This window comes from Streptomyces sp. NBC_01426 (genome assembly GCF_036231985.1).
Taxonomy (GTDB): Bacteria; Actinomycetota; Actinomycetes; order Streptomycetales; family Streptomycetaceae; genus Streptomyces.
This window is the reverse complement of sequence record NZ_CP109500.1, coordinates 5,129,898-5,145,140: the sequence shown is the minus strand read 5'-3', so window position 1 is coordinate 5,145,140 and position 15,243 is coordinate 5,129,898. Positions and strand designations below refer to the sequence as shown.

Here is a 15,243-nt window from a genome sequence, read left to right as displayed (position 1 = left end):
ATGCGTGAGTACTCCCCCGACCTGACCCCGCCGTGGAAGCGCGCCAAGGCCGTGCCCGAGGTGCCGGCAGACCCCGACCTGGTGGTCGAGGTGGCCGGTACGGACTTCTGCGGCGCGGTGGTGGCCTGCGAGGCCGGCACGGTGACCCTGGAGGACCGCTTCGGCAAGCGGCGGGTGTTTCCGCTGGAGCCGCGCGGCTTCCTGCTGGACGGGGCGGTGGTCACCCTGACCCGCCCGTCCCGCGCCCCCGCCGCCCCGGCCCGTACGGCCTCGGGTTCGCTCGCCGTCCCCGGGGCCCGTGCCCGGGTGGCCCGGGCGGGCCGGATCTACGTCGAGGGCCGCCACGACGCCGAGCTGGTGGAGCGGGTCTGGGGCGACGACCTGCGCATCGAGGGCGTGGTCGTGGAGTACCTGGAGGGCATCGACGACCTGCCGACCATCGTGGCGGACTTCGCGCCGGCCGCCGACGCCCGGTTGGGCGTCCTGGTGGACCACCTGGTGCCGGGTTCGAAGGAGTCGCGGATCGCGGCCGAGGTGACCTCCCCGCACGTCCTGATCGTGGGCCATCCCTACGTGGACGTCTGGCAGGCCGTGAAACCGTCCGCCCTGGGCATCGCGGCCTGGCCGGTCGTCCCGCGCGGGGAGGACTGGAAGACGGGCGTCTGCCGGGCGCTGGGCTGGCCGCCGAACACGGGCGCCGCCTGGCAGCACATCCTGTCCAGGGTGACCTCGTACCGGGACCTGGAGCCGACCCTGCTGGGGGCGGTGGAGCACCTGATCGACCACGTCACCGCCTGACGGGGCCCGGCAGGACCCGAAAGAGACGGCCTAGTCCACCAGGTCCCGGACCACCGCGTCGGCCAGCAGCCGCCCCCGCAGGGTCAGCACGGCGCTCCCGGCCTCGTACGGGCCGGGGGCCAGCAGTCCGTCCGCCAGGGCGCGTCGGGACGCCGCCAGGCCCGCGGGGGCGAGCAGCGACAGCGGGACGCCGTCCACGAGCCGCAGTTCCAGCAGGATCCGCTCGACGCGCCGGTCCTCGTCCGACAGGAGCTCCCGGCCCGCGCCCGGGGACCGGCCCCCGGCCAGCGCGGCGGCGTAGGCGCCGGGGTGCTTCACGTTCCACCAGCGCACCCCGCCCACGTGCGAGTGGGCGCCGGGGCCCGCGCCCCACCAGTCGGCGCCGCGCCAGTACAGCTCGTTGTGCAGGCAGCGCCCGGCCTCGGAGGTGGCCCAGTTCGACACCTCGTACCAGGAGTAGCCGGCCTCGGCCATCACCGAGTCGGCGATCAGGTACCGGTCGGCGTGCACGTCGTCGTCGGTCATCGGGACCTCGCCGCGGCGGATCCGTCGGGCCAGCTGCGTGCCCTCCTCCACGATCAGCGCGTAGGCGCTGACGTGGTCCGGCCCGGCCCCCAGCGCGGCCGCCAGCGTGGCCCGCCAGTCCTCGTCGGACTCGCCGGGCGTTCCGTAGATCAGGTCGAGGTTCACGTGCTCGAAGCCGGCCGCCCGCGCCTCCGCCACGCACGCCTCGGGGCGTCCGGGCGTGTGGGTGCGGTCGAGCACCTTCAGGACGTGCTGCTTGGCGCTCTGCATGCCGAAGGAGACCCGGTTGAAGCCGCCCTCGCGCAGTTCCGCGAGGTACCGCGGGTCCACCGACTCCGGGTTGGCCTCGGTGGTGATCTCGGCGTCCTCGGCGAGCCCGAACTCCTCCCGGATCGCCGCGAGCATCCGCACGAGGTCCCCGGCGGGCAGCAGGGTGGGCGTGCCGCCGCCCACGAACACGGTGCGCACGGCCCGCGGGTCGTCCCCGAGGACCTTGCGCGCCAGCCTGACCTCGTCGATCAGGGTGTCGGCGTAGTTTTCGCGGGAGGCGAGCACGCCGCCGGTGCCCCGCAGCTCGGTGGCCGTGTAGGTGTTGAAGTCGCAGTACCCGCAGCGCGTCGCGCAGTAGGGGACGTGCAGGTAGAAGCCGAGCGGCCGCTCGCCGGCGCCCGCCAGGGCGTGCGACGGCAGCGAGCCGTCTTCGGGCATGGGTTCACCGTCGGGCAGTGCGGAAGGCATGAGCCCATTGTCCCGCACCGCCCGAAGGTCGTTTACGCTCCGCGACCGCGGCCGGTCCGCGAGGGCCTACGCCTCGTTCGCGCCCGCGTACATCTCGTCGATGAGGTACTTGAACTCGCGCTCCACGACCGGCCTCTTGAGCTTGAGGCTCGGGGTGAGGTCGCCGTGCTCGACGTCGAGGTCACGGGGCAGCAGCCGGAACTGCTTGATCGTCTGCCAGCGCTGGAGGCCCTCGTTGAGGGTCTGCACGTAGGTCTCGACGAGCCGTACCGTCTCGGGCGCGGCCACGACCTCGGCGTACGTCTTGCCCTCCAGGCCGTGGTCGGCCGCCCAGGTCAGGAGGGCGGGCCCGTCGAGGGCGATCAGCGCGGAGCAGAAGTTCCGGTCGGCGCCGTGCACCACGATGCTGGAGACGTACGGGCAGATCGCCTTGAACCGGCCCTCGATCTCGGCCGGGGCGACGTACTTGCCGCCCGAGGTCTTGATCAGGTCCTTCTTGCGGTCGGTGATGCGCAGGAAGCCGTCCGGGGAGAGCTCGCCGATGTCGCCGGTGTGCAGCCAGCCGTCGGCCTCCAGCACCTCGGCGGTCTTGTCGGGCAGCCCGTGGTAGCCCTGCATGATGCCGGGGCCGCGCAGCAGGATCTCGCCGTCGTCGGCGATGCGGACCTCGGTGCCGGGGAGCGGCTTGCCGACGGTGCCGGTGCGGTAGGCCTCGCCGGGGTTGACGAAGGAGGCCGCGCTGGACTCCGTGAGGCCGTAGCCCTCCAGGATGTGGATGCCGGCGCCGGCGAAGAAGTAGCCGATGTCGGGGGCGAGGGCCGCGGAGCCGGAGATCGCGGCGCGCAGCTTTCCGCCGAAGGCGTCGCGGAGCTTGGAGTAGACGAGCGCGTCGGCGACCTTGTGGCGGGTGGCGAGGCCGAGGGGGACGGACGCGTTGCCGGTGCGCCGGAAGTTGTCCTGGCTGACCTTGGCGTACTCGCGGGCGACGCCGGCCGCCCACTTGAAGATCTTGTACTTGGCCCCGCCGGCGGCACGGGCCTTGCCGGCGGCGCCGTTGTAGACCTTCTCGAAGATGCGCGGAACGGCGGCCATGTAGGTCGGCTGCACGATCGGCAGGTTCTCGATGATCTTGTCGATCCGGCCGTCGATGGCGGTGACGTGGCCGACCTCGATCTGTCCGGAGGTCAGCACCTTGCCGAAGACGTGCGCGAGCGGCAGCCACAGGTACTGGACGTCGTCCGAGTTGATCATGCCGGTCGCGACGGTGGCCTTGGCCATGTACGACCAGTTGTCGTGCGGCAGTCGCACGCCCTTGGGGCGGCCGGTGGTGCCGGAGGTGTAGATCAGGGTGGCGAGCTGGTCGGCGGTGATCGCCGCGATCCGCTCCCTGATCGCCTCGGGGTGCTTGGCGAGGTACTCCTTGCCGCGCGCCTCCAGCTCGGCGAGGGAGAGCACCCAGCCCTCGGGGTCGCTCTCGTGCGCGACGGCGTCCTCCGCGTCCAGCACCACCACATGGGCGAGGCGGGGCAGGTCGGCGCGGTGCGCGCGGGCCTTGGCCAGCTGCTTGGCGTCCTCGGCGATCAGCACCCGGCTCTCGGAGTCGGCCAGGATGAACGCCGACTCCTCGCCGTTGGTGCTCGGGTAGATGGTGGTGGTCGCGGCGCCGGCGCACATCACGCCGAGGTCGGCCAGGATCCATTCGACCCGGGTGTTGGAGGCGAGCGCGACCCGGTCCTCCGACTGGAGTCCGAGGTCGGCGAGACCGGCGGCGATGGCGAACACCCGCTCGGCCGCCTGTCCCCAGCTGAGCGACTTCCAGTCGTCGGGGCCCCCCGAGCCGCCGGCCGCGGGGACCGGATAGCGGTAGGCCTCGGCGTTCGGCGTGGCCGCGACGCGCTCAAGGAAGAGGGCCGCCACGGTGGGCGGGCGGTTCTCGATCAAGGTCTGTGTGTCGCTCACGACATCCTCCGGACCGGTCCACGCGGCAGTGCGTGGGCGTGGGGCGCTTGGGACGGGCGGGTGGGGACCTGCGCGTTACGGCTGGCGAGTTTGTGACTGGCGAGTAACCATCAAGCAGTGATCAGACTAGAGGCCGCCCGCCCGACGCGTAAGAGGCGGCGAGCGGCCGCTTCATAACGAAACGGGCCCCCATGCGGGTGCATGTGGGCCCGTTTCTCACGACATGGGACGGGCGCGCTTCTTGACCCGCCCTTTACATCCGTCCGGCGTCCGCTACTTCTTCTTGCCGGACTCGTCGCTGGAGAGGACGGCGATGAAGGCCTCCTGCGGGACCTCCACGGAGCCGACCATCTTCATCCGCTTCTTGCCTTCCTTCTGCTTCTCCAGCAGCTTCCGCTTACGGGAGATGTCACCGCCGTAGCACTTGGCGAGGACGTCCTTGCGGATGGCGCGGATGGTCTCGCGGGCGATGACGCGGGAGCCGACGGCCGCCTGGATCGGGATCTCGAAGGCCTGGCGCGGGATGAGCTCGCGCAGCTTCGCGACGAGGCGCACGCCGTAGGCGTAGGCGGCGTCCTTGTGCGTGACGGCGGAGAAGGCGTCGACCTTGTCGCCGTGCAGCAGGATGTCGACCTTGACCAGCCCGGAGGCCTGCTCGCCGGTGGGCTCGTAGTCCAGGGAGGCGTAACCGCGCGTCTTGGACTTCAGCTGGTCGAAGAAGTCGAACACGATCTCCGCGAGAGGGAGCGTGTAGCGGATCTCGACCCGGTCCTCGGAGAGGTAGTCCATCCCGAGGAGGGTGCCGCGGCGCTGCTGGCAGAGCTCCATGATCGCGCCGATGAACTCGGAGGGCGCGAGCAGGGTGGCCCGCACGACCGGCTCGAACACGTCCGAGATCTTGCCCTCGGGGAACTCGCTCGGGTTGGTGACGTTGACCTCCTTGCCGTCCTCCATGACGACGCGGTAGATCACGTTGGGCGCGGTGGCGATCAGGTCGAGCCCGAACTCGCGCTCCAGGCGCTCGCGGACCACGTCCAGGTGCAGCAGGCCGAGGAAGCCCACGCGGAAGCCGAAGCCCAGCGCCGCCGAGGTCTCCGGCTCGTAGACGAGCGCGGCGTCGTTGAGCTGGAGCTTGTCCAGGGCCTCGCGCAGGTCGGGGTAGTCCGAACCGTCGAGCGGGTACAGGCCCGAGAAGACCATCGGCCGCGGGTCCTTGTAGCCGCCCAGGGCCTCGGTCGCGCCGTTGTGCAGGCTGGTGATGGTGTCACCGACCTTGGACTGACGGACGTCCTTCACACCGGTGATGATGTAGCCGACCTCGCCGACGCCGATGCCGTCGGAGGGGGTCATCTCCGGGGAGGAGACGCCGATCTCCAACAGCTCGTGGGTCGCGCCGGTGGACATCATCCGGATGCGCTCGCGCTTGTTGAGCTGACCGTCCACGACACGGACGTAGGTGACGACACCGCGGTACGAGTCGTAGACCGAGTCGAAGATCATGGCGCGGGCGGGGGCGTCCTTGGGGCCGACCGGGGCCGGAACCGTGGCGACGATCTTGTCGAGCAGCGCGTCCACGCCGAGACCGGTCTTCGCGGAGACCCGCAGCACGTCCTCGGGCTGGCAGCCGACCAGGTTCGCGAGCTCCTCGGCGAACTTCTCCGGCTGGGCGGCCGGCAGGTCGATCTTGTTCAGCACCGGGACGATCGCGAGGTCCTTCTCCATCGCCAGGTACAGGTTGGCGAGGGTCTGGGCCTCGATGCCCTGCGCGGCGTCCACGAGCAGGACCGTGCCCTCGCAGGCGGCGAGGGAGCGCGAGACCTCGTACGTGAAGTCGACGTGCCCCGGGGTGTCGATCATGTTGAGGACGTGGGTCTTGCCCTCGTCCTCGCCCGTGTTCGGGGCCCAGGGCAGACGGACCGCCTGGGACTTGATCGTGATACCGCGCTCACGCTCGATGTCCATGCGGTCGAGGTACTGGGCGCGCATCTGCCGCGAGTCCACCACACCGGTGAGCTGGAGCATCCGGTCGGCAAGCGTCGACTTGCCGTGGTCGATGTGCGCGATGATGCAGAAATTGCGGATCAGCGCCGGGTCGGTACGGCTCGGCTCGGGCACGTGGCTGGGGATCGCGGGCACGCAGTGTCCTGATTCTCGGGTCGCAGTCGGGAAGTCGTCTCTATATACGCTCCATGGTCCCATGGACGGGGGCATGCGCCCGGTTTGGGCCGCCCGGAGCGTGCCTGGTAGCCTGAGCAGCTGTGTCTCGTATGGCCTCAAGCCGTTCGAGACGCAATCCGAAGATCAAACTCTGAACCTGCAAAGGCTCTTTCGTGGCGAACATCAAGTCCCAGATCAAGCGGAACAAGACGAACGAGAAGGCGCGCCTGCGCAACAAGGCCGTCAAGTCCTCGCTCAAGACCGCGATCCGCAAGGCCCGCGAGGCCGTGGCCGCGGGCGACGTCGAGAAGGCCACCCTGGCTTCCCGCGACGCTTCGCGTGCGCTCGACAAGGCTGTCTCGAAGGGTGTCATCCACAAGAACGCCGCCGCCAACAAGAAGTCGGCGCTGGCGATCAAGGTTGCCTCCCTCCAGGGCTGAGCTCCTGATGTGATCGCCGGGTAGGAATCCAGCGGGCCCTCTCTCCCGCTCCTGACCGGCACTCCGCGCCGCACGCGAAGCGTTCGCCACGCGGGTGCGGCGCAACCAGAACCACCGAAGGCCCCGACGGCCACCCTTCCCCAGGGTGCCGCCGGGGCCTTCGCCTTTCCCGGGGCCGCGGGGGCGGGGCCGGGGCGGTGCGGGGCCGCCGGTCCGGGCATCACCCCAGGGCCCAGGCCCGGGGGCAGGACCGTCGCCCGCCGCACCGGGGCCGGCTAGCCTGGGTGGATGACCGAGGTATGGAACTCGACCGACGTGGGGGTCCTGCGCCTGCCCTCGGGGCGGCTCGTCCGGGGGCGCGGGCTCAGTCGGCCCCTTCCGGCCGGCCAGGAACCGACGTACGCCGTGTACCTGCTGGGCTCGCCACCGCCCGAGGTCGACTGGGAGGCCGACTGGCTGCGCTGGCCCGACTTTCGGCTCCCGTCCGACCGTTCCCGTGCCCGCGAGCTCCTCGCCCTGGCCTGGGAGCGCGCCGCCACGGACCGGGTCGAACTCGCCTGCGCGGGCGGCCGCGGTCGCACGGGCACCGCGCTGGCCTGCATCGCGGTCCTGGACGGCATCCCGGCAGAACGCGCGGTGGAGTTCGTCCGCCGCAGCCACCACCCCCGCGCCGTGGAGACCCCGTGGCAGAAGCGCTACGTCCGCCGCTTCCAGGGCCCGCCCTCACGATCGGCACAAGCAGCCCCCGGCGACGGGTCCTGAGCCCCCGACCGCACGGGCGGCACGGAGCAGCACACGCCCCACCGCCCCAGCGCACCCCCGGCACCCCGGAGAACCGCCGAACCGCGCAGAGCACGGGAAGCGAACGGCACGGCGCGGGAGCGAGACACCCGCCCCCGCACCCCGGGTACCGTCAACCCGCCGGAGGCTAGCGGCGGTTCGGGCGGGCCGCTCGGGCCACCGCCACGACCGCCTTCTCCAGCGCGTACTCGGGGTCGTCGCCCCCGCCCTTCACGCCCGCGTCGGCGGCGGCCACCGCGCGCAGGGCGTCCGAGACACCGTCCGCCGACCAGCCCCGCATCTGCTGCCGAACCCGGTCGATCTTCCACGGCGGCATGCCCAGGTCCCGGGCGAGGTCTCCGGGGCGGGCACCGCGCGGCGCCGAGGCCAGCTTGCCGATGGCCCGGACCGCCTGGGCGAGGGCGCTGGTGATCAGGACCGGTGCCACCCCGGTGGACAGCGACCAGCGCAGGGCTTCGAGGGCCTCGGCCGTCCGCCCCTCGACCGCCCGGTCGGCGACCGTGAAGCTGGAGGCCTCGGCGCGGCCGGTGTAGTAACGCCCGACCACGGCCTCGTCGATGGTGCCTTCGACGTCCGCGCACAGTTGCGCGGCCGCGCTCGCCAGCTCCCGCAGGTCGCTGCCGATGGCGTCGACCAGGTTCTGGCAGGCCTCGGGTGTGGCGGAGCGCCCCAGCGTCCGGAACTCCCCCCGCACGAAGGACAGCCGGTCCGCGGCCTTCGTCATCTTCGGGCAGGCGATCTCGCGGGCACCCGCCTTGCGTGCCGCGTCCAGCAACCCCTTGCCCTTGACGCCGCCGGCGTGGAGGAGGACGAGGATGATCTCCTCGTACGGCGACGCGAGGTACGCCTTGACCTCCTTCACCGTGTCCGCGGACAGGTCCTGCGCGTTTCGCACGACCAGGACCTTACGCTCGGAGAACAGCGAGGGGCTGGTCAGCTCGGCGAGCGTGCCGGGCTGGAGCTGCTCGGAGGAGAGGTCCCGCACGTCGGTGTCGGCGTCGGCGGCACGGGCCGCCGTCACCACTTCCCGGACCGCGCGGTCGAGCAGCAGATCCTCCTGCCCCACCGCGAGGGTGAGCGGGGCGAGCGGATCGTCGGTGGAGTTCTTCCTGGTGGCCATCGCCTCCAGCATCCCACGCCGCAGTGACAGTCCCCCTCGCCCCGTACCCCCTCACGCGGTACCCGAGAATGGTCGGGTGAACGTGCGACATGTACTCGTCCTGCCCGACCGTGACGCCGCCGAGGAGGTGGCGCGCGAACTCGTGGACCGCTTCGGCGTGCCCGAGGAACCCCAGCTGGTCCGCGACGCCCTCGCCGGCGAGGACGACGCGGAGGACGCCCAGTGGCTGGTGGTCGTCGAGGACCCGACGGAACGCCTCGACGCGTCCGCGCTGGACGAGTTCGCCGCCGAGTACGACGGGTGGCTGGAGGCCCCCTGAGCCTCGCCGGGCGGGCCCTACGCCTTGTGCACGATCTGGATGTCCAGGTCCACTTCCACGCTCGAACCGATCGCCGCGATCCCGTGCGCCAGCATCGACTGCCAGTTCAGGGTGAAGTCCTCGCGCTGAAGTTCGGCGGTGGCCCGGCACGCGGCTCGCGGCTCGCCCTCCAGGCCCGTGCCGTGGCCCAGGTACTGGGTGTCCAGGGTCACGGAGCGGCTCACCCCGTGCAGGGTCAACGCGCCCGCGACCGCCCAACGGCTGCCGCTGCGGTGGATGAAGCGCTCGCTGTAGAACTCCACCGTGGGGTGGCGTGCCGCGTCCAGGAAGTCCGCCGAGCGCAGGTGGTCGTCGCGCATCCGCAGGCCGGTGTCGATGCTCGCCGCATCGATGATCACGCGCATGGAGGAGTCCTCCATGCGCTCGGCGATCCGGACGGCGCCGGCGAAGGTGCTGAACCGGCCGTGGATCCGGGCGAAGCCGATGTGCCGGGCCGTGAAGCCGATCGACGAGTGCGTCGGGTCGAGTTCCCAGTGGCCGGGCGCCGGCAGCAGGGGCGGTTCGACGGCGTCCAGGATGATCTCCGCGGTGCCGGGCTGCGCCGGATCCCCCACCAGCGTCGCGCCGTGGAACGGCGCATAGCCCTCGGCGGTCACCGAGAGTCGGTACTCCCCCTCCGGCATGGCCGCGGTGAACCCGCCGTACGGATCGGTCTCGCCGCTGACGACGCGTCGGCCGATCGGATCGGTGACCTCGAACTTCGCCTGTCTGATGGGCTGGTGGACCGTGTCGAGAACGCGACAGCTCAACAGTCGCGCGGTGTGCGGGAGCGCGAGTGTGGCGGTCGTCTGGGAGCCGGCGCTTCCGGCCGTCTCCATCCCCCGTCGGCGTCCGAACATGGTTGGTGCACCCCCGTGCTGTGTGGACTTGTGCCGTTCTGGCGAAGACGCATTCGATCATGCTGTCGGGTTGTGGGCAAACAGAACGGGTGTGCCCGGTATGCCCGCGTCGCCTGCCCCGCCGTCCGGACGGAAAGGCCCGCAGCCGCGGGCCGCTTCCGGAGATCGCCACCGAACCATCGGTATCGGTGCGCAACACCGTCGCGCCCATCGCCCGCAGTCGCGCGAGCGTACCTGGCGCGGGGTGCCCGTAGCGGTTTCTTGTACCGACGGGAACAATCGCGATCCTGGGCCTGACCCGATCCTGAAGTCCGGGGTCCTGGTGTGCCGAACCGTGGTGGGCGACCTTCAGGACGTCCACCGGACCCAGTTCCGGATGGCTCCTCAACAGGGCCTGTTGGGACGGTGGTTCCAGGTCTCCGAGCAGGAGCAGGGTCAGTCCGGAGGCCCGTACGAGCAGGGCCACGCTCGCGTCGTTCGGCCCCTCGGGCGTCGGGCCGTCGGCCATCGGCCACAGCACCTGCCACTCCAGCGTTCCGGCCCGGCGGCGTTCCCCCGAGGCGGCGCGTACGACGGGTACCCGGGCCGCGGCGGCGGTGCGGCGCACGGACTCGGCCTGGGCGTGCGGTTCCGCCAGGGCGGTGGTCTGGATCACAGCGACGGTGCGTCCCCGCAGCACCCCTGAGATTCCGCCCACATGGTCGGCGTGGAAGTGCGTCAGCAGCAGCAATGGGATCCTGCTCACACCCAGGTCGCGCAGGCAGTCGTCCACGGGGCCGGGGTCCGGTCCCGTGTCGACCACGACGGCCGTACCCGGGCCCACCGCGAGGACGCCGGCGTCCCCCTGGCCGACGGCGCACTGTACGTAGGTCCAGTCGGGCGGAGGCCAGCCCTTGAACGGACGCGTGAGCTGTGGCGGCCTCAGGACGGCCAGGAGCAGCAGCACGGCCAGGGCGGAGCAGAGCCCGCGATGGCGCCCCCATCGGACGCACAGCACCAACAGGGCGGCCGTGGCGGCGGCGAGCAGCAGTCCGCCGGGCAGCCCGCCCGGCCAGGGCAGCTCCGCCCCCGGCAGTCGCGCCCCGGTCCGCGCCACTGCGGCGATCCACCCGGCGGGCACTCCGGCACACCAGGCGAGCCACTCGGCGGCGGGCATCCACAGCGGGGCCACCGCGAGCGTCGCGAAGCCGAGCACCGTGGCCGGTCCCGCCGCGAGTTCGGCGAGCAGGTTGCACGGCACCGCCACGAGGCTCACCCGGGCGGTGAGCACGACGACCACCGGCGCGCACACCGCTTGGGCGGCCGCGGCGGCCCCCACCGCGTCGGCGAACCTGGGCCGCATCCCCCGCCGTTGCAGCGCTTCGCTCCACCGGGGGCCGAGGGTGAGCAGGGCCCCTGTGGCCAGTACGGACAGCAGGAAGCCGATGCTGCGGGACAGCCAGGGGTCGTACAGCAACAGCAGCAGAACGGCGGCGGCGAGGGCCGGAAGCAGCGACCTGCGCCGCCCGGTGGCGAGGGCCAGCAGGGTGACGGCCCCGCAGGCGGCGGCCCGCAGCACGCTGGGCTCCGGCCGGCACACCACCACGAAGCCCGACGTCAGCGCCGCTCCGCACAGGGCGGTGGCCCGCAGCGACAGCCCGAACCGGGGTGCCAGTCCGCCGCGTTCCGCGCGCTGCGCGGCGGCCGGGGGCCCGATGAGCAGGAACAGCACCACGGTCAGGTTCGATCCCGACACGGCGAGCAGGTGCAGCAGATCGGTGGCCTTGAAGGCGTCGTGCAGGTCGGTCGGCACCCGGGAGGTGTCCCCGACCACCAGGCCGGGGAGCAGCGCCCTGGCGTCGGGCCCCAGCCCCTCGGTGGCTTCCCGCAGGCCGGCCCGCAGCGACCCCGCGACGCGCTGCGCGACGTCCGGCCGGCCCGTCACCCGCGGCGGGGCGTCGCCGGCGAGGCGGAGCAGTGCCACGGCCCGCTCCCCGTCGCGGCCCGGCGCCAGCCGGCCCACCGCCTCGACCCGGGTGGAGGGCAGCAGCCGGGCCCAGCCCTGGTGCCCGGCCAGGACCCGTACCGGGGTCTCGACGCTGGTACGGGTCCCGTAGGGGCCGGTCATCCGGGTCACCATCGCGTCCAGGGCCACGGCGGGCGGCCCGCCTCCGCCGCGGACGGTACGGGGGTCCGACTCGACGGTGAGTTCCACCGCGACCCGGGCGTGCCCCCGGGCGGCGCCCTCGACGGGTCCGGCGCGTGCCTCGGCCCGCTGGAGCCCGGCCACCCCGGCTCCGGCCGCCGCGCACAGCAGGGCGCCGGCGAGGGCGGCGCCGATCCCCCACGACGGCCCCGGCCGCCGGTACCCGGCGAGGAACAGCCCGCCGGCGACGGCCACCGCGAGGCCCACCCCGACGGCGGTCCACCCGCCCGGCGTCCCCAGCGCGACGGCCGAGGCCGCCCACGTGGCCAGCGCTGGCGCGAGCAGGCGCAGGTCCGTGGGACCGGACCGCTCGACCCCGTTCACGGCCGCACCAGCGCACGCAGGTCGGAGAACCGTCGTTCGCCGATGCCGTCGACCTGTCGCAGTTCGTCCACGGACCGGAAGCCGCCGCGCGCCGTCCGGAAGTCGATGATGTGCTGCGCGAGCACCGGCCCCACCCCGGGCAGCCCGTCCAGTTGCTCGACGGTGGCGCCGGCGAGACTCAACGGTCCCGCGCCGGAGCCGGAGCCGGCCCCCGCGCCTGAAGACCCCCGCCCCGCACCCGGACCGGGAGCGGCGCCGCCTGCCGCCGGCGGCTGTGCGGGAACGCCCACCATGACCTGCTCGCCGTCCACCAGCACCCGGGCCCGGTTCAACCCGGTGGTGTCCGTGCCGGGCCGCACTCCCCCGGCGGCTGCCAGCGCGTCCTCCACCCGGGCGCCCGTGGGCAGCCGCCGCACCCCCGGATCCCGGACCTTGCCGCTGACGTCCACCACCACCCGGGCGGGGGTCGCCGCCGGAGAGGGGCTCGCGGCAGGGGCCACCACGGCGGGCGCGGTCACCGGCTCCGACCTCGCCGTCCAGTACTGCTGTGCGGCGAACCCGACGGCCCCGACCAGGACCACCGCCACGGCGGCCACCGTTCTCGGTTCCACCGCGCAACGCGCCTGAAGCCACACCGGCATGCGCTCCCGCACCGCGAGCGACCACGCGTCCCGGCCCGCAGGCCCCGCCACCGGGTCACCCGTCGCCACCTCCCCGACGCGCGCCACCGGATCCACCACCGGCCCCACCGCCGGCCCCACCACCGGTCCGGGTACGGTTCCGAGCGCCGGATCGGGCCCCACCACCCCGGCCGCCCCGTCAGGTGGCGGAGCGGTCAGCATGGCCTCGGCCCTGCGTCGCACCGCCGACGGATCCGGTCGTGGCCGCCGCCCCACGATCCCGACCGCCCGACCACGGGAACGGCCAGGGAAACGGCCAGGGGAACGACCATCGGGCGGATCACCGTTCCGACCGCCGAACCGGTGCCTTCGACCGGGCCCACGGGTGGCTGCGGCAGCGGCCCCCACGGGCCGCGAAGTACGGGTGCGCGTCTGCGTTCGAGTCGTCATGGCACGACGGTAGGGGCCTGCCCCGACCTCCGTTCGGAGCCATCAATTCCGGTGGATGAACGACCCGTTGTGGATATCCGGGCCACCCGTTCCGGTGATCAGCGGGGGGAGACGACCGCTGCCAGCAGCCCCGGCCCGGTGTGCGCTCCGATCACCGCGCCGACCTCGCTGACGTGCAGCTCGACCAGCCCGGGGATCCGTTCACGCAGGCGTTCCGCGAGCTTCTCGGCCCGCTCCGGCGCCGCCAGATGGTGCACCGCCACGTCCACCCGGGCCGCACCGGCCCGCTCGACGGCGAGTTCCTCCAGACGCGCGATGGCCTTGGAGGCCGTCCGTACCTTCTCCAGCATCTCGATCCGCCCCCCGTCCAGCGTGAGCAGCGGTTTGACCGCGAGGGCCGAGCCGAGGAGCGCCTGCGCCGCCCCGATGCGTCCGCCGCGACGGAGGTAGTCGAGGGTGTCGACGTAGAAGTACGCCGACATGTCCGCGGCCCGCTTCTCGGCGGCGGCCACCGCCTCGTCCACGGATCCCCCGGCCTCGGAGACCTCCGCCGCCGCCAGCGCGCAGAATCCGAGGGCCATCGCGACCATGCCGGTGTCGACGACGCGGACGGGCACCGGCGCGTTCTTCGCGGCGACCACGGCGGCGTCGTAGGTGCCGGAGAACTCGGCGGAGAGGTGCAGGCTGACGATGCCGACCGCGCCGGCGTCCGCCGCCGCCCGGTAGGCCCGGGAGAACTCCTCCGGGCTGGGGCGGGACGTGGTGACCGAGCGGCGTTTCTGCAGGGCCAGGGCGAGGCTGCGTGCCGAGATCTCGGTGCCCTCTTCGAGGGCCTCGTCGCCGAGCACCACGGTCAGGGGCACGGCGGTGATTCCGTGCCGCGCCATCGCCGGATGAGGCAGGTAGGCCGTGGAATCGGTGACGATCGCGACATGGCGGGACATGAGCCGGAGGTTACCGCCACAGGGGGCCCTCCGGCAGCCTGGGTCCCATGTCAGGACCGTGCGGGGGGGGTTCCTGGGCCTCAATCGTGACCTCCCCCGCGGTCGGTCTCAGGTGGTGGGCTCCGGGCGGGCCGTCTTCTGCCACGGGTACCGCTGCGCCGGCGTGGACGGGTCCAGGGCCGCCGGCCGCGCCGGGCCGGCGCCCGGGGCCGGGGTGGCTCCCGGGAACCGCTCCTGTGCCGCGTCCCAGGCCGCGGCGGCCTCCGCGAGTTCGTCCACCGATTCACGGGACCAGTCCCGCAGCGCGTCCGACTCGACCTCGATCTGGGCGGACAGCGAGGACAGGTCGTCCTGCGCGAAACGTCGTGCCCGGTCGCGGGCGGCCCACCGCAGCGAATCGGCGGACTGGATGATCTTGGCAGTGCGTTCCCGCAGGTCGGGCAGGAGTTCCGCGGTCCGCTTGCGGTCCGGTTCCTGCTCCAGCCGCTTCAGCTCGTCGTCCAGCTCGTACCCGTGCGCGCTCAGTCGCTCGAACAGGCCGATGGACTCCTTCAGCGAGGCGTCCTGCTGCGCTCCCCGGTACAGGGCCTGCTGGGTGGCCCGCATCGACGTCCGCAGGTCCAACCGCAGCTGGGCCAGCGCACCCGGGACCCCGACCTGACCCAGGCTCTTCGCCTTCAGGGTGGTGTCCTCGACGGTCCGGCGAGCCTGCGTGATCGTCCGGTCCACGCCGCGCTTCGCCGCCCCGATCACCTTCACGGTGGCCCACGCCCCCAGCCCCAGGAAGGTGAACAGCATCAACAGGGCCACGATGATGAGCACTGAGCCCGGCTCCATGAGGTTCCCTTTCCCCTGCTTTTTCCGTCCCCTCCACCGTAAACGCAACGGGCAGGTCAGGGGTTCCCATCGAACCCCCAACCTGCCCGTAGGGGAGAACCCCCAGCCGCGCCGGACGACCGCCCGA

12 protein-coding genes and 1 pseudogene are annotated in these 15,243 nt (G+C 72.7%); 4 read left to right on the top strand and 9 right to left on the bottom strand.

Annotation, left to right across the window (positions count from 1 at the left end; translation table 11 throughout):
- On the top strand, positions 1–798 hold the full coding sequence (locus OG906_RS22780; RefSeq protein ID WP_329445342.1) for a DUF3097 domain-containing protein: 798 nt from the start codon (positions 1–3) through the stop codon (positions 796–798).
- A 30-nt stretch (positions 799–828) separates the two neighbouring features.
- On the opposite strand, the gene hemW is transcribed toward OG906_RS22780, so the two are convergent.
- The 3 genes from hemW to lepA all read right to left on the bottom strand — a co-directional run bounded on the left by hemW (position 829) and on the right by lepA (position 6,156).
- Positions 829–2,061, bottom strand: a complete 1,233-nt coding sequence (gene hemW, locus OG906_RS22775) for a radical SAM family heme chaperone HemW (protein WP_329445340.1) — start codon at positions 2,059–2,061, stop codon at positions 829–831.
- Between the two features lie 66 nt (positions 2,062–2,127).
- Entirely contained in the window at positions 2,128–4,020 is a 1,893-nt protein-coding gene (locus tag OG906_RS22770) for an AMP-dependent synthetase/ligase (protein WP_329445338.1), read from the bottom strand.
- A gap of 273 nt (positions 4,021–4,293) precedes the next feature.
- Positions 4,294–6,156: a translation elongation factor 4 gene (lepA, locus tag OG906_RS22765; protein ID WP_267826237.1), complete on the bottom strand. Its 1,863-nt coding sequence runs from the start codon at positions 6,154–6,156 to the stop codon at positions 4,294–4,296.
- Between the two features lie 194 nt (positions 6,157–6,350).
- On the opposite strand from lepA, the gene rpsT reads away from it, so the two are divergent.
- Together rpsT and OG906_RS22755 are read left to right on the top strand one after the other, a co-directional pair.
- Positions 6,351–6,617: a 30S ribosomal protein S20 gene (gene rpsT / locus OG906_RS22760; RefSeq protein ID WP_053681998.1), complete on the top strand. Its 267-nt coding sequence runs from the start codon at positions 6,351–6,353 to the stop codon at positions 6,615–6,617.
- Positions 6,618–6,905: 288 nt separating this feature from the next.
- On the top strand, positions 6,906–7,379 hold the full coding sequence (locus tag OG906_RS22755) for a protein-tyrosine phosphatase family protein (protein WP_329445335.1): 474 nt from the start codon (positions 6,906–6,908) through the stop codon (positions 7,377–7,379).
- Between the two features lie 166 nt (positions 7,380–7,545).
- Here OG906_RS22755 and holA read toward each other — a convergent pair whose 3' ends face one another.
- Positions 7,546–8,538: a DNA polymerase III subunit delta gene (gene holA, locus OG906_RS22750; protein WP_329445333.1), complete on the bottom strand. Its 993-nt coding sequence runs from the start codon at positions 8,536–8,538 to the stop codon at positions 7,546–7,548.
- A gap of 76 nt (positions 8,539–8,614) precedes the next feature.
- Here holA and OG906_RS22745 point away from each other — a divergent pair, with 76 nt between their 5' ends.
- Positions 8,615–8,857 (top strand): hypothetical protein, encoded by a 243-nt coding sequence (locus OG906_RS22745; protein WP_329445331.1) that lies wholly within the window; start codon positions 8,615–8,617, stop codon positions 8,855–8,857.
- A 17-nt stretch (positions 8,858–8,874) separates the two neighbouring features.
- On the opposite strand, the gene OG906_RS22740 is transcribed toward OG906_RS22745, so the two are convergent.
- From OG906_RS22740 to OG906_RS22720, 5 genes and pseudogenes are all read right to left on the bottom strand, one after another.
- Positions 8,875–9,756, bottom strand: coding sequence for a YceI family protein (locus OG906_RS22740; RefSeq protein ID WP_053674993.1), 882 nt, complete (start codon positions 9,754–9,756; stop codon positions 8,875–8,877).
- A 124-nt stretch (positions 9,757–9,880) separates the two neighbouring features.
- A pseudogene (locus OG906_RS22735) lies at positions 9,881–12,265 on the bottom strand (ComEC/Rec2 family competence protein); the annotation flags it as partial.
- Positions 12,262–13,128, bottom strand: coding sequence for a helix-hairpin-helix domain-containing protein (locus tag OG906_RS22730; RefSeq protein ID WP_329445328.1), 867 nt, complete (start codon positions 13,126–13,128; stop codon positions 12,262–12,264). The gene OG906_RS22730 and the pseudogene OG906_RS22735, both read right to left, overlap by 4 nt.
- A gap of 305 nt (positions 13,129–13,433) precedes the next feature.
- Positions 13,434–14,279 (bottom strand): DegV family protein, encoded by an 846-nt coding sequence (locus OG906_RS22725; protein WP_329445327.1) that lies wholly within the window; start codon positions 14,277–14,279, stop codon positions 13,434–13,436.
- Positions 14,280–14,387: 108 nt separating this feature from the next.
- The gene (locus OG906_RS22720; protein WP_329445325.1) at positions 14,388–15,116 is read right to left on the bottom strand and encodes a hypothetical protein; all 729 of its coding nucleotides are present in this window, start codon (positions 15,114–15,116) and stop codon (positions 14,388–14,390) included.
- Between the last annotated feature and the right edge of the window lie 127 nt (positions 15,117–15,243).